This window comes from Paenibacillus sp. ALJ109b (genome assembly GCF_010747435.1).
Lineage (GTDB): Bacteria > Bacillota > Bacilli > Paenibacillales > Paenibacillaceae > Paenibacillus > Paenibacillus taichungensis.
This window is the reverse complement of sequence record NZ_JAAIFP010000040.1, coordinates 12609-36396: the sequence shown is the minus strand read 5'-3', so window position 1 is coordinate 36396 and position 23788 is coordinate 12609. Positions and strand designations below refer to the sequence as shown.

18 protein-coding genes are annotated in these 23788 nt (G+C 45.3%); 1 reads left to right on the top strand and 17 read right to left on the bottom strand.

All coding sequences use genetic code 11. The annotated features are described in order from the left end of the window. From G3352_RS29975 to G3352_RS29935, 9 genes are all read right to left on the bottom strand, one after another. The coding region (locus tag G3352_RS29975; protein ID WP_163761629.1) for a hypothetical protein at positions 1-278 on the bottom strand (278 nt) is incomplete at its 3' end. 298 nt (positions 279-576) lie between these two features. Then, positions 577-1785 (bottom strand): SGNH/GDSL hydrolase family protein, encoded by a 1209-nt coding sequence (locus tag G3352_RS29970; RefSeq protein ID WP_163761628.1) that lies wholly within the window; start codon positions 1783-1785, stop codon positions 577-579. A 17-nt stretch (positions 1786-1802) separates the two neighbouring features. Then, positions 1803-4034: an FAD-dependent oxidoreductase gene (locus tag G3352_RS29965; protein ID WP_163761627.1), complete on the bottom strand. Its 2232-nt coding sequence runs from the start codon at positions 4032-4034 to the stop codon at positions 1803-1805. Between the two features lie 84 nt (positions 4035-4118). Continuing rightward, positions 4119-5741 carry a response regulator transcription factor gene (locus tag G3352_RS29960; protein WP_163761626.1) on the bottom strand — a complete coding sequence of 541 codons (1623 nt, stop codon included), beginning with the start codon at positions 5739-5741 and terminating at the stop codon, positions 4119-4121. A gap of 14 nt (positions 5742-5755) precedes the next feature. Next, on the bottom strand, positions 5756-7408 hold the full coding sequence (locus G3352_RS29955) for a sensor histidine kinase (protein WP_240343290.1): 1653 nt from the start codon (positions 7406-7408) through the stop codon (positions 5756-5758). A 166-nt stretch (positions 7409-7574) separates the two neighbouring features. After that, positions 7575-9161: an extracellular solute-binding protein gene (locus tag G3352_RS29950; RefSeq protein ID WP_163761624.1), complete on the bottom strand. Its 1587-nt coding sequence runs from the start codon at positions 9159-9161 to the stop codon at positions 7575-7577. Between the two features lie 65 nt (positions 9162-9226). After that, positions 9227-10096 carry a carbohydrate ABC transporter permease gene (locus G3352_RS29945; protein ID WP_076291360.1) on the bottom strand — a complete coding sequence of 290 codons (870 nt, stop codon included), beginning with the start codon at positions 10094-10096 and terminating at the stop codon, positions 9227-9229. A 12-nt stretch (positions 10097-10108) separates the two neighbouring features. Further along, positions 10109-11056, bottom strand: coding sequence for an ABC transporter permease (locus tag G3352_RS29940; protein WP_053781115.1), 948 nt, complete (start codon positions 11054-11056; stop codon positions 10109-10111). A gap of 521 nt (positions 11057-11577) precedes the next feature. Continuing rightward, complete coding sequence (locus tag G3352_RS29935; RefSeq protein WP_163761623.1) at positions 11578-12408, bottom strand: SDR family oxidoreductase; 831 nt, start codon at positions 12406-12408, stop codon at positions 11578-11580. A gap of 97 nt (positions 12409-12505) precedes the next feature. On the opposite strand from G3352_RS29935, the gene G3352_RS29930 reads away from it, so the two are divergent. Then, positions 12506-12919, top strand: a complete 414-nt coding sequence (locus G3352_RS29930; RefSeq protein WP_053781113.1) for a MerR family transcriptional regulator — start codon at positions 12506-12508, stop codon at positions 12917-12919. A 91-nt stretch (positions 12920-13010) separates the two neighbouring features. Here G3352_RS29930 and G3352_RS29925 read toward each other — a convergent pair whose 3' ends face one another. The 8 genes from G3352_RS29925 to G3352_RS29890 form a co-directional block, all read right to left on the bottom strand. Then, positions 13011-13766, bottom strand: coding sequence for a class I SAM-dependent methyltransferase (locus G3352_RS29925; protein ID WP_163761622.1), 756 nt, complete (start codon positions 13764-13766; stop codon positions 13011-13013). A 20-nt stretch (positions 13767-13786) separates the two neighbouring features. After that, positions 13787-16072 carry a preprotein translocase subunit SecA gene (locus tag G3352_RS29920; RefSeq protein ID WP_163761621.1) on the bottom strand — a complete coding sequence of 762 codons (2286 nt, stop codon included), beginning with the start codon at positions 16070-16072 and terminating at the stop codon, positions 13787-13789. A 186-nt stretch (positions 16073-16258) separates the two neighbouring features. After that, positions 16259-18559, bottom strand: coding sequence for a copper amine oxidase N-terminal domain-containing protein (locus G3352_RS29915; protein ID WP_163761620.1), 2301 nt, complete (start codon positions 18557-18559; stop codon positions 16259-16261). Between the two features lie 422 nt (positions 18560-18981). Next, positions 18982-19728 carry a GntR family transcriptional regulator gene (locus tag G3352_RS29910; RefSeq protein ID WP_205525127.1) on the bottom strand — a complete coding sequence of 249 codons (747 nt, stop codon included), beginning with the start codon at positions 19726-19728 and terminating at the stop codon, positions 18982-18984. Continuing rightward, positions 19715-20728, bottom strand: coding sequence for a sugar kinase (locus G3352_RS29905; protein WP_163761618.1), 1014 nt, complete (start codon positions 20726-20728; stop codon positions 19715-19717). The genes G3352_RS29910 and G3352_RS29905 overlap by 14 nt, the downstream gene beginning before the upstream one ends. Next, entirely contained in the window at positions 20721-21476 is a 756-nt protein-coding gene (dagF, locus tag G3352_RS29900; RefSeq protein ID WP_163761617.1) for a 2-dehydro-3-deoxy-phosphogluconate aldolase, read from the bottom strand. Before dagF ends, G3352_RS29905 begins: the two co-directional genes overlap by 8 nt. Further along, positions 21469-22581: a DgaE family pyridoxal phosphate-dependent ammonia lyase gene (locus tag G3352_RS29895; RefSeq protein WP_163761616.1), complete on the bottom strand. Its 1113-nt coding sequence runs from the start codon at positions 22579-22581 to the stop codon at positions 21469-21471. The genes dagF and G3352_RS29895 overlap by 8 nt, the downstream gene beginning before the upstream one ends. Then, a complete protein-coding gene (locus G3352_RS29890; RefSeq protein WP_163761615.1) occupies positions 22559-23668 on the bottom strand; it encodes an amidohydrolase/deacetylase family metallohydrolase in 1110 nt (369 codons plus the stop codon). The genes G3352_RS29895 and G3352_RS29890 overlap by 23 nt, the downstream gene beginning before the upstream one ends. Positions 23669-23788: the final 120 nt, after the last annotated feature.

The window sequence follows — 23788 nt, the reverse complement described above, 5'->3', positions numbered from 1 at the left end:
GATATTCTCGCCGTCCCTGCTTCCAAGCGTGGATTCCATGTTATCGTTCTGCCTGCTGTACTCGTATATTGGGTGCTGGAAAGATCATACCCCTTCACCCCTGTGCTTGTGGTCCAATTTGGAGCCGAATATCCATTGTTCTCGTTACCCACATCAGGTGTCACAACATCATTAATCTTAATGCTACCGTCATCGATGATAATGGTCTGATAAGGTAAGGTCTCCGCATAAGCGGCCCTTATTCCGATCAGGCTGGAAGGAACTACTATCGTCAACATGAAAACGATGAAGAGAAAAAGCTTCCTTTTGACCATACAACTCACAGCCTCTCCTATTAATGATAACGCTTCCAAAAAAAGATACCCCTTTGCTCAAATGATCGTAAAAAAGCAATTAACCTAGTCTTCTGGCTAATCCCGCTCTGTCGTTTTTATCTTAGCATGTCACATCACCGTGAAATTTCTTTCATTTTAAGAATTTCTTATACGATTTTAAGTAAAAAAAAGAAACCTACATCCTAATTGATTGCGCAGTTGCATTCAGATAGAATATAGGTCCTCCAAGTGGACTAATCAATTATAATGGCGGCTGCACCAATAGCAACTTCCCAAGCTGAATGACCGTTTGATCATACCAAGCCGGATGCTGCCGAACATGTTCCATACTTCGTTCATTGCCGACCGCCTCAAACATGGCCGCTTTGTCTGTCTTGTCGTGATCAATTTCGAAGCGAACCGTATGTTTCCCATTCGGTAGCTCCGGTAAGAAAACATATTGATTTCGATTATGATCGTTATATGAAGTGAATCGATCGATAAGAAAGGGTTCCTCTCCATCCACCGACACCTTCAATCTGCCGGAATCCGGCCCCCCAATATCGAATAATCCGATGTGGGTTCCCTCAAACTCCACTGTGATCGTCTCTCCGGGATCGACTGCTCGCCATAGACCGGGGAACAACCAATCATACTCGCGCACTAAAGCAAAATCATCAGGGGTCATGTAAGACCACCCCGCGGAAAAATGAGTAAGACTATCCAGTGGCAGCATGGTTGCATACTCCCAAGGGTTGGCCGGGACCAAAGGCTCCTTCGGCAAGTGATGTTCGACTTTTCCTACGTGATCTCGAAGCTCTCTGATTTTCTCAAACGACCGGGTGATTGTATCTGTGTAAATCTGATGTCCTTCGGGAATCGTTGGGTGAATCGAATCATGTGTAAAAATAACAGCTCCGGGAATAGACACGTCTGCTCTTAAGGTGAAAATGAGCTTTCCATCCAAAACCAATTGACTAACTGCTACGCCCAAATGAATCGAAGGAATGCCGTAATAGTCGGCGACTTCCTCTTGCATACGAGCACCCTTCTGGTATTGGCCCGATTGAAATGAGGTCAAATCCCGTTCCTTAACCGTATATACAAACAGGATATCGGTAAACCGGCTGCGCTTGCGAATCTGTCGGACAATGCCTTCGATCCGCGCCTTGGATTCGGGAACTCCGCCATCGTTACCAACAAATTCAACAAACACGAGATCAGGCTGATGACGCAGTACATCTGTCTCCAAACGGGCGCAGCCGAGGTCCGATCCTGTCCCATCAATGCCTGCATTCACAGAGCGGATATCTGCATTGGGATATTGCCCTCGCAGCCAATCCGCCGTCATGACCCTGTATCCTTTAGAACGCGTATTACTGCCGCCAAAATAGACAATTGTTACTGTTTCCCCATTTTCCAACTTTTGAATGACATTAGGCAGCCCTCTTCGAGGGAAAAATTCCTTCATCGTGACTTCACCCGCCCTCACTTAGCGTTTTTAGGAGCATAAAATTTTATAGCAAACACTTCATAATAAGGCGAACCATACGTTGCACAGAAATCAAACCGGATTCGGGTTACACCTTTTGCATGCACCTGATGTTTATTCAACGAAAGATAATTACCACGGATATTCATTTCACTCTCGGTTCCGTCTTCTAAGGTTAAGATCACATCATAGTCTTGAATCAACGGCTCGATCGGATCGTCGAAATGCTCCAAATTCAGCTGCGAATTGAAAACAAGATGGATTTCATCCAGATTCTTGGGGCTTGCAAAACCAAATTCCAACCACTCCTGTCCTTCCGAACATTCAGAAATCCAGCCGTTCGGTAGACCATAAGGTCTGGAGAAGCCGTTGACGACATTCTCAGGGCTATACATATCCTGGGATGGAATCAGATCCTTGAAGCAAATGCTTCTGTTGAATTTCTTCAGTCTGGATGGCTCTTCCGGTCTATAATAGAAGCTCACCGCTCCTGTCATTTTTTCTTCATTACCATATACGCCAAGGCTCGCCGTACCTTCCAATACGATGTAGATTTTGTCGTCAGCTGGCTTCTTACAGCTGAGGTCCAGTGTAATCCAGTCATCGTGCCCCGCTGAAATCACCAAGTTGTATCCTTTCAGCTCGCTGGCAGGAATATAGTTTTCCTTCCGTTCCCCGCCAAATAGCTTCACTTGCAACGTTTCCGAATGCTCGGATCTATTTTTAATTTTGATCTGTACACTTTCAGCCACGGATGTCTGAATCGGCAAGACCAAACATAACGCTTTCTCCAAGGAGATCTCTTCGGTTGGATGAAGATGTTCATAGCTTCGCTGAGACGAGGCACGAATCGTTAATCCATCAGCAAAATAAGGATCCAACTGCTCTTGAAGCCCTACAATCGTTTGCCCGTCTCGAAGCAGCTGCGCCTGAAGCTCACCCATATGGGCTTTGACGATGTCCGCGGGGTCTGTCTCATATTTTACGCATAACGCAGCAGCTGTTCCTACTGCCTGCCCCATACAACCACAGGTTGCCATCACCCTTGTAGACCCAAAAGCTACATGGGTAGCGCTTATATTGCGGCCAGCGAACATGAGATTGGGAACATTGCGTGAAAATAAGCTGCGGAAAGGGATATTATACAATCCTGGAACAAAATTCCACGCCGTAGCCGGCCCCTCATCGTAAATGCCTTTATTCGCATGCAGATCCATATACCAGCCACCGACGGATACAGCATCTTCGAAATGAGTCTTTTCTGTAAGATCGTTCTGAGACAGCATGTGTTCCCCGATAAACCGTCTCGACTCCCGCTTTCCCGGAATCGGGCATACATAATCCAAGATGAGATTGTCTACATCATCAAACTCACCGCTATTTTTGATATAATCCCAGATTCCATACACCAATTTTCGCAGTTCCAATGCGATATCTTCATTATTCTTGATAATATCCATATGTCCGCCGTATTCCAGCCACCACAATCCGCCAAGTCCATTGATTTTCCTTGGAAACGACCGATGGTTTAATCCTTTTCTGATACTATCGAAAAACTCCAGCTTCGTGATATCATACGCAAAGCCTGGCCTTTTGTAAGGAACGGAATAGTTTACGTCACGGGCTTGAAACAGAATCGTATCGCCCATCGTGTAATGATCCGCCACTTCTGGAGCAAGCTCCTCCTTGTATTCATGCTTCGCTTCTCTTCCCCATCGGAAGTCAGCACCTGCTTGGTATCCAACAATTCCATCACCGGAGCAATCAATATAGGTTCGGCTTTCAAAACGAAATTTTCTTTCGGAAGCTAATTGAAGGCCCTCCACCCATTGAATTCTGCCGTTCTCCATGCCCGTTTCATGTACACATGTATTCAGAAATAGAGAAATGTTAGGCTCATCATAAACCATGTCGAGCAAGACCGTATCCGAAAGCGAAAGCATAAGCTTCTTGTTGTATAACGGATTATAATGAAAGATCTTCAGCTTAAGTTCTTCTACCAACCCGCCCTCGCGGGCATAATAGGATGGACTATTTCCGAGATATGCCGACCCGTTGATATGAACTCTGACCTCGCTGCTCGCATTTCCCCCAAGCACCGGCCGATCATTAATAAGTGAAACCTGCAGACCTTGTCGTGCAGCTGCAATGGCAGCGCATATCCCTGCAATACCTCCACCTACGACGGTTACATCTGCTTTCATAAGCTCCATTTTGATAACCTCCATGATTAGATGCTCCTATCATGGTAATGGTTTTGACCCCTTTTTTTTTACAGGATTTCGCGAAAAAATCATACATTTTTTGTATTCTTATTTGGATTCGTACCGTGTCATTTTTATCCGATATTGTTTAGGTGTATCACCCGTATATTCTTTAAACAGTTTGCAGAAGTAACCTTCATTGACGATGCCTACTTCCTCGCACAATTCCAATAAAGAATAATCCCGGACGTTTAACAACTCGAGAGCGAGATGGATTTTTTTACGGTTGATGTAGCTGATCACGCCTTCGCTCATTGTTTTTTTGAATAAGCTGCTAAAATACGATGGCGCTAGATTCACTTCCTCCGCAATTGCCTCCAACGTTAAGCGTTGTTTCAGGTTTTTCTCGATAAAATGCATAGCACTCATGATTTCTGCACGATGTAATAGTTGGCCCGCGTGTACGTATTCGAATGTGAAGTCACCAATATAGGCGAGCTGCTCCTGAAAAGCCATAAATTCAATAGGGAAGTCTGGAACTTCCGTGGCCATCTTATTCCCTGATTTAAACTTTACGGTAATGTCTCTGTACAAGTCTCTAATCATTGGCGCCATGATGGACTTGTGGATTTTATGGTCCGAAACAAATTGAGACAGATCGGCAAGTGCATTCTCCAGCTCTTCCTTGGAAATCTTCCTTTTCAGCCGTATAAGAAAATCAGCCAGCTTCTGCTGAAAGTCTGCTTTTTTGTCATTATGGTATTGGAACCGATGCATCGGTGTTTTTACTACTTTCTCCGTATGATAATAAAAATCCTCACTCACATTTTTAGCTTCCGTGTACGCCTGTTTGATCGATTCCCAGCCTCGGTGTGGACCGCCAAAAGCAACAGATACCCTTTGATTCAAATATTGATGCAAATGAGAGACGATCTGCCCTCCCAAGGATAGGCAAGCATATTCCGTTTCCATATCACTGCGGTTATTTTCCCAGGATAGAAAGCCAATAAAACGATTATCGGACAGATCCGCAGCTACCCCACTACCACCATTCATCACCGTTTCTTCGATGATATTCGTAATCGCATATTTCAAGATGTTTTGATCTGCGGCTGCGTATTCGTTTCGGAAACTTTCATACGTATTCATCTCAACGATGAAGCAGCAATAGTTCGCTTGAAAGAAATGAAATTGCATGCGATTAGCAAAATCCGATGCCCGATGAGAAGGGATTTCGCCTCGGATCAATTCGTTAAAAAAATGTTTGCGGACTCTGTATTTATTTTCAAGCACGGATACGTTTAACGATTGAAATTCCGCTTCTTTTTTCTTAAACTCATTTAAAATTCCGGCTGCCTTATCCAAAGCTCTATTCAAATCCGTTTCCCTCAGCGGAACCTTTACAATGTATTCCAATACGTTGGCTTGAATCGCTCGCTGGGCGTATTCAAAGGATGAATAGGCGGTCAGAAGTATGTACTGGGTATGGGGGAGCTCCGCCTTGAGCTGCTCAATCATGGAGATGCCATCCATTCGCGGCATAACGATATCGGATATGACGATGTCCGGTTTAAGTTTTATGATCTCCTCGATCCCATTCAGCCCATTATTCGCTTTGCCCACTAGAACAAATCGCTTATCCCTATGAGAGAGTTCATTAAAAAACAATTCCAATCGTTGAATGATCAGGTCTTCATCGTCAACAATGAAGCAGGTATAGTCTCTCATCATAATGCATCTCCTTTTTACAATTCTGCAGGGAATAAAGCGCGTACACGGGTTATTTCCTTAGGTATGCTAATGATTTGCAGTCCAAATTGATCGCCATAGTGAAGTCTTATTCGGCCATGAATATTATTTAGCCCGATTCTTTTCCTTTTTAATTCCATTTCACTCGGTTCTGAGATTAAAATATGCTTTATTTTATCAGCTGGAATTCCCTCGCCTTGATCAACAACCTCTATGATGACGATACCGTCCTCTCTGTACGCATGAATCGTAATAGGTCCCTCAATTCCCCCTCCGTTATATCCATGGAAGATGCTATTCTCCACAAGAGGCTGCAGCAGCATTCGAAAAACCGGAAAATCCATTAACCCTGCTTCGATATTTTCAATCAAGTGGAAGTTTCGGTTATACCGAATGTTCTGGATCTCGATATAGTCTGCTACATTACGTAGTTCCTGACTTAAGGAGACCTTCTCTGAAGCATCGTCTATCCCGTATTCCAATAATGAAATGAGCGATCCGATCACCACATCTACTTTCTCTATTTGTCCGAGACGTATAACGTTGCTGATCGAACCAAGTGTGTTATACAGAAAATGAGGGTTAATTTGAGACTGTAGCACCTGGATTTCCAGCTTCCGCTCAAGTTCATTATGAAGTTCCGCTCGCCGAATCAGTTCCACAATTTGCTGCAGCATACGATCGAATGCTCGTGAAAGATCTCCAAACTCATCGTTTCGATTAACCGTAATTGTTGTTGTGAGTAAGCCTTGCTCCACTTGCTTCATTTTTGTTTTGAGTGTATAGAGTGGTTTCCTTATATATTTGGCAACCAAAAAAGAAATGATCAAACTTAAGAGAAGACCTGCAGCTAGAAGCTCAATATAATAGGTTTCCAATCTGGACAAAGCTGCTTTCAAGCGTGATTCATCATTGATTGAGATGATGGTCCAGTTGAATTTCTCCGTCGGTTTTTTCAGAAGGGAGACCGGAATGCCATCCATGGTATGCAGTTGAAGACTTGTTTCTGTCGTATCCAGGATTTGTTCCGCTGACGTTTCCCCGATCGAAAACGTATGATCTTGAATATTCAGCAGTCCTTTATTTTCAGAAAATCCGGCAATGATTTTACCTGACGCTGTGATCAGAGCCAGATTCATTTGTTCTTGTTTATTAATCTTGAACAAGGTTTCTTCAATGGCATTTAGATCCAAGTCAACCGCAATGGCCATTGGAAACGGTGCACCGTTCAGATATCGAACCATCGTAACGGTCCAGCCAGAATACTTCGATTTGTATGGTTCACTAACAAAGGTAGTCCTTCTGTTCTTATCAGCCGCATCAAACAAAGGTTCTCTTTCAGATAGAGGTTCATCGAATATTCGAGTAGCTGTACTTCCGCCTAGAATAGATAAATCGCTTTTGATCAAATAAATGTTACTGACGTAATTACTATTGAGTTCATACAGTTCTCTTAATTGCTTTTTAATCACTTCCGCTTTGTCAATATTGGCTTTCACTGATGTTTCGACTGAGAAGAGAATCGTCTGGAAGGAAGAAAAATTAACAGTGAAGTACTGGTCTACCTTGTCAAGGATTTGGTTGGTGTAAAAAATGTCATTGGTTCTTATTTCCTTTTGGACATAGCGATAAGACAATTGGCTTATCAAGATGATGCACCCTAATACAAATGCAAACACGAGAAAAAATAATTTTAAAGGCAAGCTGATTCTTCTTCGCATCCATCATCTTCCTTTTAATTCTATAGTAAACTAAGAATAGCATATGCTAATAAAGAGAGGGGCTACGAATAGCCACTCTCTTTGTTTATTTATTTTACTTGATAAGGCCGGCTTCTTTAAATTGTTTGATTGCTGTTTCCTTATATTTCTGCATGTCAAACTTGGTATCCAACGTTTGGAGGAAATTGTCCCAGTTGGAAAGAGGCTCTTTGCCTGTCATAAATTTAACTAAACTTTCATTAATGAAACGTGTGCGGTCAGCGTCCAAGGTATCGCTTGGGTCTGGGGTCAATAAATTCCCGGGCAACGTTGGCCCCACATATTGCTGATTGTCCTTGAAAGCTTCCGCCGTCTTCGGATTCTGGAAGCTGAAGTACTCCGCATCATCACCACGGCGCGGCATTCTATAATGATCGACCCACAGGTACTTCTCTTTCATTTCCTTCGATAACTCGGAGGTTTTATTTTTGATCTTACCGTCCACTACATCCCAATGAATACCTTTAATTCCGTATGCAAAGTTTGGATAAGCTTCTTCGTCTGTAAAGAGATAATTCAGCATGGACAAGATCCGAGTGATTTTGTCTTTATCCGCCTTCGCGGAAATGGCCCATGAATTGCCTTGGAATGATTTTCTCTCTACAATTTGATCCCCGTAAGGACCTTTCATCGGAGGAATAACGATCCATTCCGGCACCTCGCCACTAATTTCTTTCATTTTCTGCTGATAATCCGGCTCCAGTCTGCGAGCATCTCTGATCATGAAGCCAACTTTACCCTTAAACATCTTTTGATCCAACAAATCAGGCGAATTCATCGTCACCCAGTCTGGGTCAACCACCTTGGCGGCCATCATTTTATTAATGTAAGCAAGCGCTTCTTTCATTTTGGGATCGATAAACAGAAATACCGGTTCATTATCTTTTATCTCAACGGCCGAAGGAGGATTGACACCAAACATCCACATCAAGCTATCGAAGCCATAGGTTTGCAGATTACCTTCTTTGTTCATACCGCCGATGAATCCGTACGTATCGTTTTTACCATTCCCGTCCGGATCTTTCTCTGTAAAGGCTTTCATAACTTCGAACAGCTCATCCGGTGTCGTTGGTACCTCCATATTCAGCTTTTTCAGCCAATCATTACGGATGAAGAAGCTTCGACTGATACCGTTTACATTATCATAGCCTGGAACTCCGATCGTTTTTCCTTGATAGGACATTGCCTCCCATGAGTCGTTGCCAAACCGTTCCTTTAATTCAGGGAATTGATCCAGATACGGTGTCAAATCCGCAAGAACGCCTTGGTCGTAATATTGCGCGAGATCAGCCCGACTCTTCAAGAAGATCAAATCTGGAATATCTCCGCCTGCAATGAGCGTATTCAGTTTGGTTGTTGCTTGCCCAGCTTGAGGAATCATCATATCCAAGTCGATGTTCATCTCTTTTTCCAACATTTGACGTTGAACATCTTCATCACGTGGAGGTACCGGAGCAGCAGCGTTGAAAGTGCCTTGGTTAAACATTGAGATTTTCATTTTGGTTGCAAACTGGCCAGACTGCCCTTGCGAATTACTCGAAGCTGTCGATGTAACTTCTTCATTTCCCCCACATCCTGACAGTAGCGTACCCAATCCTAAGATTGCCGACAGAATAGCAAATGAAATCTTCTTACGCTGCATATTGACCTCTCCTTTGATTGTATATTATCACGGTTTCACCGTAATAAGTTAGGTTTGAACAGCTTTTAACCTTTAACGGATCCCAAGAGCACACCTTTGGTAAAATGTTTTTGTAAAAATGGGTAAACGATTAAAATCGGAACCGTAGTCACAACAACTGTAGCCATCTGCACAGCGAACGTACTTACAGCTCCGGAATTGGCGAGCGACTCAGCGCTTTGTGTTGCGACGTTAAGCAGAATGTTGCGCAAGACTACTTGAAGCGGCATGAAGTTGGAATCATTGATATAAACAATAGCATCAAAATAACTGTTCCAATGTCCCACTGCGTAAAATAAAGAAATGGTGGAAATGACGGGTAAAGACAGTGGTAAAATGATCCGCCATAACGATTGAAGTTCACTTGCACCGTCAACCCTCGCTGATTCCTCGATTTCACCAGGCAATTGCTCGAAAAAGCCTTTAATGATCACCAGATTAAATGCACTAATGAGATTCGGAATAATCAATACCCACGGACTGTTTAGCAACCCCAGAGAGCGAATTAGTAGATAAGTCGGAATTAACCCCCCACTAAACATCATGGTAAACACAATGAATAGTAAAAACGGACTGCGTCCCGGCAAATATTTTTTGGATAACGGATAAGCTGCTAAGACCGTAAATAACACATTAAGCATCGTGCCTACAATCGTTCGAAACAACGTAATTTTATACGCCTGCCAGATTCCATGAGAGATGAATACTTCTTTATAGGCCAGAAAGGTAAAAGATTCTGGTATAATAACAATCCCTCTTCTTAACACTTCCGATTCTGGCGTCACGGAGACAGCAATCACATACAGAAAGGGTAGTAAGCAAAGTAGCGATAAAAAAATAAGAATCACATAAACGACGGATTGCCAGACTTTTTCCCCGATTGTCAAATTGATCATATTAAAACCACCTCACCAAATTTGCCCATCAAATTTTTTGGCGAGCTTATTTGCTGCCAAAACTAAACCAAATCCAATGACAGCTTTAAACAATCCTACAGCAGTAGCCAAACCAATCTTAAGACGCTCCAACCCTTCACGGTATACCCATGTGTCGATAATGTCGATCTTCTCCTGGTTAAAGGTGTTGGCAAACATAAATATTTGGTCAAATCCAGCATCCAGAATATGGCTTAATTTAAGGATCAGCATCAGAATAATGACTCCTCGAATGCCGGGTAAAGTGATATGCCAGAGCTGTCTCCATTTGGAAGCGCCATCCATTCGAGCCGCTTCATATAAGCTTGGATCAATACCTGCTAATGCGGCGAGGTACAGTATCGCTCCCCATCCAATGTCCTTCCATATTTCAGATGCGATGACCAGCAGTCTTCCCCAAGCAGGCTCCGTTAGAAATGAAATGGGCTGAAAACCACTTTCCTTCAAAATCATATTAAAAAGGCCATCACCTGGGGCTAATAATGCTACCATCAATCCATATACAATGACCCAAGACAGAAAGTGGGGTAAATAAGTAATGGTTTGTACGATTTTCTTAAACCATTGCGTATGAACTTCATTGAGCAATAAAGCAAGTAAGATGGGAGCTGAGAAACCGAACAATAGCTTATAGAGCGATATAACAATCGTATTTTTCATGATGTCCCAGAAATAAACGCCGTTCATAAAATCCGTAAAATTTTTGAATCCCACCCACGGGCTATCCCATACTCCCAAAGCCAGGTTGTAGTTTTTAAAAGCAATCAATATTCCCGCCATAGGAATGTATTTGAATACGGCAAAGTAAATTAAGGCTGGTAATAAGAGAGCATACATCACTTTATATTTTTGGATCGTCCTTATCCATGACTTCCGCTTTTTGGAGAGGGGAATGGCGTCCGCTGCCAATTTCACTTGCATATCATCACCTCGTCTTTGTTTGTATTTGTATATTAGCACCCCCCTATCGGATAAATTTCTGAAATTTCAAGAATTTCTTATAAGATATTAAGGAAGTGTGTCTTGGATCGTTCCAACAGCTCATTCCGGAAAGAGGGACAAGAAATTGTATCTTAAAATAAAAAAAATCCGCTAAATAGCGGCTTTCAAGGGGACTATATTCTTGTCTCTCAACAAGTGTTTAGAACGGAGAATCTTAACCAACAATAACACGGAATTATTGTAGGGTTAATAACGATCTTATTGTCTTGGTCACAGTTATTTTTTATCAATTATCTCATCCCGTTAGGGATTGCAGCCATGGATTGATACTAAGGCAACTCGAATTTATATTCAGAGAAAACTAGCCTTCTTGGATAGTTTAGATTAAGGATGATAGAAATTTAAAAACAAAAAGTCGTTGCCTACTTTGTACTTAGGCAACGACTTTTTGTTGGTGATTATAACATGGATAGCAAAACGTTTGATTCAATCCAGTTAGACTATTTTGTAAAATAATGTCCTTGTTCCAGATCTGCGAGAAGTCCGTGCTGGACAGGCTTCCAGCCGAGAAGCTCCTTCGTCCCTTCACTTGATCTTGCTAATTCAAGCGACGCGACCATGCCTAGAAAACCGAAGATGGCTTGTGCTTCTTCAGGCGGGATGCTGACTACCGGCACATCCACATGACGACCAATGGCTTCAGCAATGTCTCTAAACGCAATGCCTTCATCGTGCACGCCATCCAGTCTTGAGCCTGCAGGCGCAGATTCTACAGCGAGGCGGAACAAAACTGCCGCGTCCAAGCGATGAATCGCTGGCCAACGGTTAGAACCGTCTCCAATGTAAGCCGAAGTGCCTCTTTCCTGAGCGATCCGGATCAATTCCGGCACGAAGCCTTTATCTCCTTCTCCATGAACGGAAGGTGCAAGCGAGACGATGGATGCTCTCACGCCTTGTTCTACAAACGCAAGTGCCGCATCCTCCGATGGTTTGCCATTCGCATGTGCTGTTATAACAAGTGGTTTACCTGAGCCGACAAGCGCCTCTCCCATTGCTTCGATGGCACGAAGATCAGTTGCCAGTGATGCGGCGAAATTAGAGAAATCATGATTGAATGCCAGATGAATAACACCGTCTGAAGTGGCAGCACAGCTGCGAAGTATATCCAGATCCTCTAACACACCACAAGCCACCTCAGCTCCCAAGCTTTCTATTACGTGAGCACCACTCTCAGAACGGGTCAGTCCAACTACCTGATGGCCCGCACCGATGAGTTCGCGGACAACCGCTGTACCAATATAACCTGCTGCACCAGTAACAAATATACGCATAATATTTTTACGCCTCCTTAAGCATTTGACGAAGATATGACTTCAGTCTAAACTATGAAGTGAACTCTAAGGCAAGCGTTTGGAGGTATGATTTCATATGAAAATTCAAGAATTAGCAGACTTGATGGGTCTAACTCCCCACACCATTCGATTTTATGAGAAGGAAGGCTTGCTTGATAGCAGGCATATTCAGCGAGAGAAGAATAATTACCGCAATTATTCAGACGAAGCAATTGAGCGGTTAAGGCTGATTAAGAAATTTCAAGGCATCGGCTGCTCGTTAGCTGAGCTGAAGACGATTTTGCAGGATCACGACACGAACGCACGCACCAACCAAGAAGTAATTGAATGGATTCTTCAGAAGATCAATGAGATCGAGCGCAAGAAGGAAGAATATGATCATATGCTTGTAACGCTGAATTGGATGCTGACATACAGGAAGCTGTTGAATGAAGATCCACAACAAGCTGAGGCTATGATGGCCGAATTACGACTTAAAATCAACATCTAGACTTACAATCGTGAAAAAGCTTTATGGACGTAAATTCCACAAACATACCCAGCTATAGCTTGAGGATATAGCTGGGTATCATTTTGGTGATCTATACTTCTCCCCAAAAAATCTCAGTTTCATAATCGAATTCAACAATACCATCTTGATTATTTTTATCAAATAAATTCCGCAGTTCTGTCATCATAGGATCGTAATTTGCATGCCCGGGTACAGGGCTGTAGGAAGATGATAACAACCGGCCTTTCAAACCCTCGAAATCGAACTCCTGACTCATTCTGAATCGCATTTCATGCATTGAACCTTCCTTGAAAAAAGAGAGCAGCATCGTCCGAGAAATATTTTTATGATTAACTTTTTCGTAGTCGGTTCCGTATGTATGAAGCAGTTGATTGTAATCTTCACGAAACGGAGTCCCGTTAGTAAGACGAGAATTCCAGATGAGTATTACTCTCCCATCTGGCCGCAAAATTCTGCGAAACTCGATTTGGGCTGCAGAGCGATCGAACCAGTGAAATGCCTGAGCGCAGACAATAAAATCAACCGCCTGATCAGGTAACCCAGTAGATTCTGCAGAACCTGATGTACTCTGAAATTTCGGATTACTTTCTAACATTTGCTCGGCGGCTTCCCTCATTGCCTGATTTGGCTCGACTGCGATTACATCGCTTCCGCGTTCCAGAAGTAGTTTTGAGATGATTCCAGTACCTGAACCGATGTCTGCTATATTACTGTTCGCACGTAAACCGACGACGTCGTACAAATGGTCAATAGCCTCTTTTGGATAGCTCGGGCGGTATTTTAAATACGAATCGACCCGGGTCGTAAACCGTTCACTATTGTTCATCGATCGTCACGCTCCCATCACTATTTTGACATCCTATATACTGGCCTCAGTAACAGCTTCAAAATCTTACTGCCCCAAAAAGCAAATACCGTCGTTCCGGTCCATGAGCTGCGCTTATCTTGGCTATATTGATCGTTGATCATATAAGTCCGAGTCGAAATAGGACTCTTCAGACCGAACTGTTCCCATTTCTCCGGATCATTCGAACCTCCAAGTTTTCTAAGCATATTCGCCGACTCATGATCTATTTTAGCCGGAATTTGCTCGAATGCTTGGGTGATTTGCGTATGAAACTCGTCGATCGGGTTGCGACTGGTAATGCTCTGGAGATGGATGCTTTCGCGAATGTAAGAAACGTATGCCAGATGGTCAGCCCAGAACTCGTCGATATAAAAAAGCCGTACCCGCTGCTCCGATGGACTCATCGGTCTCTCGCCTTTCAATATTCCGAGCCGTTCTTCGTATAGGATTCGCCTCTGATCCTCCACCATATCCGAATAACAGTTCAATTCCCGCTGAATATCGAAGTTTTGACCGATGATAACGCGCTGAATATGCTCGATTTTGCTGCGGAGCGCCGGATCGTCAAGAACTTCTTCCTGCCTGGGAGCGCGAAAAAGTCTATGAATGCCGAAGCGAAGCATCAACTCGTCTTCCAAACTTATATAAAATACGGAAGCTCCCGGGTCGCCTTGGCGGCCGGAACGCCCGCGCAGCTGGTTATCAATCCGCATGCTTTCGTTTACATGTGTACCTATTACGTATAATCCGCCCAGCTTGGCAACCAGCTCTGCCTGAGCAGGATTGCCGCCGCCGAGACGAATGTCGACACCCCGCCCTGCCATATTCGTAGATACCGTTACGGCTCCGATTTCTCCCGCTTTGGCGATGATTTCGGCTTCTTTTGCATCGTTTTTCGCATTGAGAACCTGGCAAGGTACGCCGGCAAGCGCAAGCGCCTCTGCCAACATGTCAGACTCCTCGACGCTTGACGTACCAATAAGAATGGGGCGTCCAACCCTATGGACAGAAGAGATTTCTTGTATAAGCGCCTTATATTTGGCTTCATTATGGGTGTAAATCCGATGCTGGTGGTCGATCCGTATGTTTGGGTGGTTCGGAGGAATTTGCACGACCTGCAGCGCATAGATATCCTCGAATTCCATTGCTGAAGCGTGCGCCGTAGCCGTCATTCCGCAAATTCCCGAATACAGGCTAATGAAATGTTGAATCGTGATCGTACCGAGAATTCTCCCGCCGGCCTTCCACTGCAACCCTTCTTTTGCCACCAGCGCAGCTTGAAGCCCATCCGGCAAATACCTGTTCTCAGCCACACGGCCGGTATGTTCTTCGATTAGCTCGATTTCACCGTCCCGGATGATGTAATCGACGTCTTTTTTTAATAACGATTCCACATGCAGCGCACAATTCAATGACGTTAACATATGACTATTATGGCTATCGTACAAATTGCCACATCCCAGCAGCAACTCCGCTTTCGCAGCACCCGCATCATTCAAGTAAACGTTCCGTTGGAACTCGTCAAAATCGTAATGCTCTGCTGGCTGCAGCTGCCGGGCCACTTCTGCGAAAAGAACGCCATCACTCTTGGAAGCACTCGAATCGCCACTAATGACTAGCGGCACCCGCGCTTCATCAAGAAGCAATGAATCTGCTTCGTCGACGATGACGTAGTGGAAAGGACGGTGTACGGTATCAGCTTCATTTAATGCGATTGTGTCACGCAAATAATCGAACCCTGCTTCTTTAGCCGTAACATAGGTTATATCCTTGGCGTAAGCTTCCCGTTTTTCGAGCAAACTCATGCCCGCTTGAACCGAGCTTACCGTTAACCCGAGGAAACGGTAGATCGGGCCCATCCACTCTGCATCTCGATTTGCCAAGTAGTCGTTAAATGTGAGTACATGAACGCCTTCGCCGGTCAACGCGTTGAGATAAGCAGGCATAACAGCAGAGAGTGTTTTTCCTTCACCGGTATGCTGTTCGATCAAAAATCTCTCGTGCAAAGCGATAGCAGCCATAATCTGGACATCGTAAGGCTGTAATCCGAGTGTCCTCTTCGCAGCCTCGCAGACTAATGCATAAGCATCAACAAGCAGTTCATTCAAAGGCGTGCCTGATCTTGCTTCTTCTCGCAGCCGAAGGGATTCAGCTAGTAGCCGCTGATCGTCCCAAGCTTCCAAATTCCGTTTCCTGATAAGCTCCACTTTGTCCCGATAATCTTTCAACAAACGCCGGGTATCACGCTCTTTGAATTCACGTATCAACTTGACGACTACATTCATCGGAATTTGATACCTCCTCAGTAGAAATAAGCGGTTTTAAATATGGCTTTTTAAGCAGCATCCATTCCGTATATCCTCATATTCCCAGTGAAAAGAAAAGACTCCTTATGGAGTCTTCTTTCGATAGTTAATTTAATACGCCAACCCAGTCATTCATTCCCGCTCTAGCTTTAAGAGAGAACTATATCACTTCTCCGATGGGAGCGGTGTAAAGAGCAGATTGACCGGCAGGTTGCTTCCTGGCGCGGCAGAGAAAAGAATCGTAACGCTCTCTCCATATGCCCCTGTGCGGTAAAGAACGCTTTGTTCACTTGAATTGCTAACAGCAACGTTACCTTCGGCAATGGATACAACCTGATTGTTCACTAGAGCAACTCCTGAGTACTTCCCTCCACGAGGGTTAAAGGAGATAAGCGTACGCGGTGCAACATTGGTCAGCGTGATTTTGTATAATACGCCGAAATTACCCGCATTGGATGCGTCTGTGTAAGCCATCGGATCTGTTCCTACCAGATTGGGATCGCTTGAATTGTCACCAAGCGGCAGACGGGCAGGTTTGATTCCCACGTGCTCATCGTACTTTATAATGCGAGTCGCATTCGGGTACGTACCACGGTTGTGCACTCCGTCACGATCAAGCACAGGTAGTAATGGCAGAGCCTCGAACGGATCTTTATTTTCTTCCACCAGAATAACGTTATAGTCTAAGGAATAATCACTATAAGCGTCCGAATAGAGAGAGATGACTTGTCCTTCTTTCATCGGCGTTTTATTAAGTTCTGTCAAAATCAATTTGCTTTCCCCAGGTTGAAGGTACTCTTTCTTTTGATCCGCTCCGGTCTGAATCGACTTGAACCATTTATCAATCGACAATTTCCCAGCTACGGTTGCATATGGTGTAGGTCCTGCAAAGCCCATATTTTGTTGTTCGAATACAGCCGGATTTGGGTTGTTATTGGTTGCAATAACATACATTTTCACTCTTTTACCTGTATTGTTTACGTGGTGAATCATGAAACGCGTCTGCCCCGAAGATGATTCTTTATACACGATGCCTTCCGTATTAACCGTTTCAGGACTGTTGCTGCGGATCAACAGACTTGGCTCATCCGTGTACGTATAAGACACTTTTTCCATGGAAGTTACTTCGCCACCGTTAAAGGTAAATTTCTGTCCTACCGGCGTGAAGAGCAAATTGAAATCGGAAAATGAATATAATGTCTCATTGGTTATGGTTATAACTTTGGAGTAAGTGTCCGTTGCGCCGTGATTGTCAGTAACGGTGAGTGTCACCGTTTTGGGACCGGGTTCAAAAAAGGCCAGCGAATTGTTCTCCCATACCGCTTTATCAATATTATCTTCGTCATCTGTACTTTGGTCTGTGTATGTTATTTTTTCGCCCATTTTATACTGTTCTTTATCGGTGGCGAACATGGCTACAGGAGGAAGATTAGGAGCCAAAACTTCAATCGTAGTTGAATAGGGGTCGCTCCATTGACCATTGGAATCCTGTACTTGATATGAAATCGTATATGTACCTGCTTGATCAAATGAATCCTGGCGACCAGTCCAGCGTTCGTCAACGATATCCATTCCATTAGGTGAACTGGAAGAAGTCACGTAGTCCACTTGATCACCCGCAAAGATTTCCTTTTGGGAAATGGTAAAGCTTGCAACAGGTTTTGTATTAAGATTCAACACCACCGTTTTAGCCGACTGATTCACTTTATAGGTGATGTTCAGAGCTTGAGTAATGGAAGTTAACGGCACCATGAACGTATTTTTTTGTTGATATGCAGGGCCTTTCATCGTTCTGGTCTCTCCATTTACCGTATAGTCCTTGCTGTTAGTTTTGAATCGGAGTTCATCATCACCACTAATAATGATGGTTTCCTTGGTTTTGTTATCGTATTTGACGCCATATCCCACACGGTCAACCAGCGCACGGATTGCAACATAGGATACACCGTTTTTTACAGCCATTGGCTGTCCAGCAAGATACGTTTTTCCATCCTGCTCCATTTTGTTGCTATTCATGTACAACGTCAGATTTCCACCTGCTACTGCAGGAGACGTCCCATCAACGGATGGTTGCTCAATCTGAGCAGGCGTAGCTGGCGTTTCAACCTTCTCAGGGGTTTCCTCTTGAACTACAGGTTTTGTACCCGTTTCGTTTGCAGGGGTCTCTCCCCCATCCAATGCAGGTTTCTCGCTCTCTGTTTTAGGTATTGCCTCAGTGCCGGTTGAGGTTTGAGTGTCCTTGGCTTCAGTGGGCGGAGTATTGATAGATTTGTTATTGCTCTCCGTCTTCACTTCACGCTCTGCAATCGGCTGCTCTTGCTGTAACACCTCAACTGATTCTACATTGGCTGTGTTTACTGACGCGGTGTCACCTTGCGGTGCTGATTGCGCACTCACAGAACCGACTGCAAATGCTTGTAAAACGGCTAAAGCGGTAAAAATGGACAATTTCTTCTTCAGATTCATGCTTTGTCTTTGGCTCCTTCTGCTCCCAAGTAATGTTTACACTCTCAAAAAGTCATAGTATTAGACGCTAGTTTCAGGGAAAAGTTTCTAGTAAATTTGTAAATTGTGGATTCAGTGCATCTATTTTTCAAAGAAAATGCTATTCATTCACATATGTATGCTATCACAGGAATAGTTTTTTTGATGATTTTTTTAATCTAAAGAGCACCAAGCATGTTCATATCAAAATGTATTATAGAACAAAAGCTTTTACCGATAAAACAAAAAAACCACGGTATTCCGTGGTTTACTTCTGGTATGAGCTTCAATTTAGACTACCCTTCATTTCCCTAAGTTTTAAGCCGTTTGCAACGCCCCGCTCAAAAGCCGTCCCTCAAACTACACTGCTGCTTCCGAACTTTCTGGTTACTGCTTAAGAGACTTCAAGTGTCGTAATTGACCAGATAATGATGAAGCTCTGTGTTATAGCAGCCAATACTGTGCTCAATAAGTCTTCCTTCTCCGTCGAAGGAGTTACGCAGGCGCTTGAGTACATGCGTCCCTGGTGGGATCTCCAGCAACTGACACACCTCAGGGGGTGCCGTCTCTACATAGAAACGGTCTCTGAAGTTTTCCAGCGCAATGTCGTTCTCCTCCAGTGAGTCATACAGCGACTGAATGTTTGTGACCATTTCTGCTGTACCTCCACTGGGCAATGCAGCTGCAGCCAAGAAGTGTATCAGATGAATATACGGCTGTCCATTCAAAATGTAGAGCCGTTCAATTCGCTGACAATACGGCCCATAGCGGTCATAGTCCTCCGTTCCGGCTTCATTCGCAATTAACCGGGATTCCAGCTGTTTCTTTTCCAGCTTGTGCCCCTCTTCTACGAGCAGCTCCGTAAACCGTTTGCCCTTAGAGAGCTTCTGATGGGAGGTATTGCGCATGACAATCGTTCCGATACCGCTTTTCTTCTGCACATAACCTTCTTGGGACAGCTCTTGAACAGCGCCGCGGACCGTCATTTTACTGACACCGAATTCCTTCTCCAGCTGCGGTTCGGAGGGGATGATGCTCCCTAAAGGATACACGCCATGCAAAATCCGGTCTTTGAGAATTTTCTGGATTTGCTGATATAAGGGACCTTGCTTTCGTTTCAAAGACACTCGTTGTTCACTACCTTTCAACATCTAAGGTATGGTCAGACAGCGCCCGGAGCACCTCGCTCTCGGTAAAAAGCGCTGTATCACCCTGAGTTGTATGGGCGAGCATCGCTGCTGCCGCTGCCATATTAACCGTCTGCTGCTGCGGATATTGTTGCAATTCCCCATGAATGACGGCGCTGGCAAAGGCATCGCCGGCACCGATCCGGTCATACACCGGGAAAGTCAGCTTGCGAGAAAATAGAAACGTACCTTGCTGATAAATATATCCTGTCAGGGAATGTGTATGGTCAGCGTTAATTTCACGGTGGGTTCCCGCTGCCGTTTCGATTTCGAAGCGCTCAACCACTTTGGGAATCGCTTGCTTCAACTGTGTCATTCTATCATATTCTCCGGTTCCAAATCCAAGGATAAACTGTGCGTCCTTCTCATTCATTAGCACCAGGTCCGTCAGCTCCAGCAGTTGCTCATAATGCGGGCGGGCCTTGGCATAGCCATCCGCTCCCCATAACGCAGGACGGTAATTGCAGTCAAAAACAACTTTTCCCCCGGCACTCTTCACTTCCGCAGCAAGCCGTTTCATTTGCTTGCGAACGCCTTCATTCATAGCCAGCGTAATACCGCATAAATGAAGAACGTCGATCCGGGAGGCAAGAGCAACCATATCGTAATTACCTGCTTCCGCGGTATTGAAACTGCTGCCGAGTCGATCTGTGTAAGTGACTCTGCCGGGGCGGGCTCCAAAGCCATTCTCCAGAAAGTACATCCCCAGCTGCTTACCTCCCCGGCAAATTAGTGAAGTATCCACCCCAAGTTTGCGCAGATAAGCAATTGCCGCTTCGCCTACTGGTGTTTCCGGCAAAGTGGTAATAAGAGCACCGTTATGACCGTACCCAGCCAGCGCTGCCGTTACATTAACCCCGCTGCCGGAAAAAGAATAATCCAGCGTGTTGCTCTGGACCAGGGTTCCATGGCCCGGGACCTGCAACCGCATCATCACTTCACCAAAAGCCGCAATCCTAGGCATACCGATCCACCAGCGATTTCATCGTTTCAAGCAGTTTGACGACATCCTGGACATTCGTACTTCCCGTCTGCGGATCAATAATAGATGAATACACATGCGGGATAACCTGGGGCACCCCAGCTTGAAGTGCAATCTCCAAAATGGGTCCGAAGTTATCCAGGTCGATTCCACCCGTAGGCTCCAGAGCAAACCCGGCTTCCCCGCAGGCCTTGGCAACTGCACGGTACTCCTCTTCCAATTTCAACCCCTGCATTGGATAATATTTCAACGCATTGCCGCCCATGTCACGAACCAGCGCGATGGCAGCATGTACCGGAATAATAGCATGCGGAGTCGTACCTGAACTGACGGGGCCGGTTGAAATATTTACGTAGCCTGGCTGTCCGCAAGGGGAGACCAAACTGTTAATCCAGCTATCCTTGGCGCCCAGATTAGCGCGGGTTGCCCCGACTGCTGGAAACACCTGATTGATATGGCTTCCAGGATAGCTTGAGGCAATCTCCGCCACCACTGCGGCCTGTCGATTGTCTCCTGCACCCAATCCGATAGATACAGCGTCCTCAATCGTCTGACCGTATTGGATCATCGCGGCTGCCGCTTCCGATGCCGTCGCGTAATTTTTGGAGAGCACGCCTACCAAAACATATCCTTCCGCTGCCTCGTACACTTCCTTCGCGTTCTCAATACTGCTGGCCAGTACATTAAGAGCGGCTCTGTTTTTATATAAACGCTGCTGAATATTACTCATTCTTGTTTCCCCCCACGATTTCATGTATTCTGCTGACGATGACTTGAAGATCATCACCTTGAAGCGATCTTGGATCAATATCGAAATACCCCTGCTTAACCCCATAGTCCCTTGTATATATCGCAATTACGCCTTTACGCAGCAGATCATTGACATGCCTCGCATCCACTCCTGCAACAGATGAATCAATCTGGATGCGCCCACGGAAAATCGCTCTTCCCGCTTCATCCTGCACGATGTGGATCGAAACTCCAGAAAGCCCGGCAAGCGGCTGAAGAGCCTCCAGCGCCTGCCTCTCCCGTTCGCTGTTGTCGGCTTTGTCCTGATATTCCTCCAAAGCCTGAAGCAGCCCAAAGGTGGTCTCTTTGCCGACCTTCATGCTGCGGCCGATCCCGTGCAGCTGTACCTTTAGCCACTCGACATATTTCATTTTGCCGGCGACAATGCCGGAGGTAGGGCCTTCAATAGCTTTTGACCCGCTGTAGATCGCCAGATCCGAATACTGGACATATTTGCGCAGATCCTCTTCCGCTGCCGCATCGACGATCAGTGGCACCCCTCTGCGCACAGCAACATCCCACGCCTCCTCTACAGAAATCATGTTCTTCTGGACGGCGTGATGGGATTTGACATAAAGGATGGCTGCGGTGCGTTCACCAATCGCCTGTTCAATATGCTCTTTGCGACCTTCATTGGCATATCCAACTTCTACCACCCTGCCTCCGCCAAGGAATACCATGGTTTCAACTGGCGCTCCATACTGCACGTTATGGCCCTTCAGCATAATAATCTCATTCTTCAGTACCGGCTCCTGATGCAGCCGAAGGCTGAGTCGCGGATCTCCAGAAGTCACAAAGGCTGCCACCGACAGTGCAATGCCGCTGGATGCTGAGTTCACGACAACCGCCCCTTCCGAACCAAGCTGCCGTGCAATATATTCTCCAGATTTGTCCACAAGATCCGCAATTTCCACGTAACGCTGTCCGCCCTGCTTCATTGCCTCCATGACCGAATCTGTTGGTGCGGAAACACCAAGGATGCTCATTCTTCCACTGGCATTAATAACACGTTTCAATCCATATCTAGCCTGTAATGAATGATCCATTAGTAAAAACTCCTTTAGCCTCAATATAATACTGCGCGACCCGAACATCACCTTCCGAGTCCTTAAGCAGCTTCTCACCTGCTTCCAGTGCAAACAAAGTCAAGTTGGCTTGCTGTCCCACCTTTATCTGTCCGAGCTCCGGTTTGCCGAGCCACTCCGCTGCGCTGACTGTAACAGCTTGGATGACCTCTTCCAGGCTATAGCCGAGAATCAAAAATTTCGTCAGCACATTTGCCATACTGTACACTGGTCCGTTCAGACGGTTGCCCCGGTAGATATCCGTGCTGATGGTATTCAGTGCAATGCCTGCCGCCTTGGCCTGTTCTGCAATCTGGAAGGAGAAGCTCGCCGTGCCATGCCCCACATCCAGATGAATTCCTTGGGCAGCTGCATACAGCAATCCTTGCAGAGGTGTTCCGTCCGCGTGGAACAGATTGTTGGACTTGCCGTTAAGGTAATGGGTAATTACATCACCCGGTTGCAGCAGCTCCAAAACCTCGGATATCGCGGGCGGAGCGGAGCCGATATGCACCATGAGCGGAAGCTTCGTTTCTTCCGACAGTGTTCGTGCCAGCTTGAGCGGCTGTATGCCGCTGTCTTTGACAACACTCTGGCTGATACGGGCTTTCAGACCGACGATGAATTTCGGATAGGTCGCTACCGCCTCCAGAACCTTGTCTCGATCAATCCATTCCAGCTGAGACAGTTCATCTGTCCGTTCGAGCCCTATTCTTGAAATATTCAATAGAGCAAACACTCGGGTATTAGCCTTCAGACTCGCGGTATACAAAGCTCCGATTCGGTCTGCACCACAGCTCCCGGCATCCACCAGCGTTGTTACGCCCTGCTTTACACCAATTTCGTCGATTTCATCGCCATAGGGATCAAGCTCCGGTACAGCATGCACATGCAGATCAATCCATCCGCTGGACACATATAACCCGGAACAGTCTAGCCCGCTCTCTCCTTCCGCCTGAGCTGCAGGTGTAATGGCGGTGATAATCCCATCCTGAATGGCTATATCCATGATTCGCCCATCCACAAGCTGCAAATTGCGCAGCACATGCTCTGTGCCCACTCTTCCCATCTCCTTCATCAACCCCGGTATAAAGAAAAAATTCAAAAAATGATTAATGTCATGAAAGCAATACATCCCTAAATTTAATAATAAACTTAGATAGTTGCTCCATTTTAAAGATTATAATGT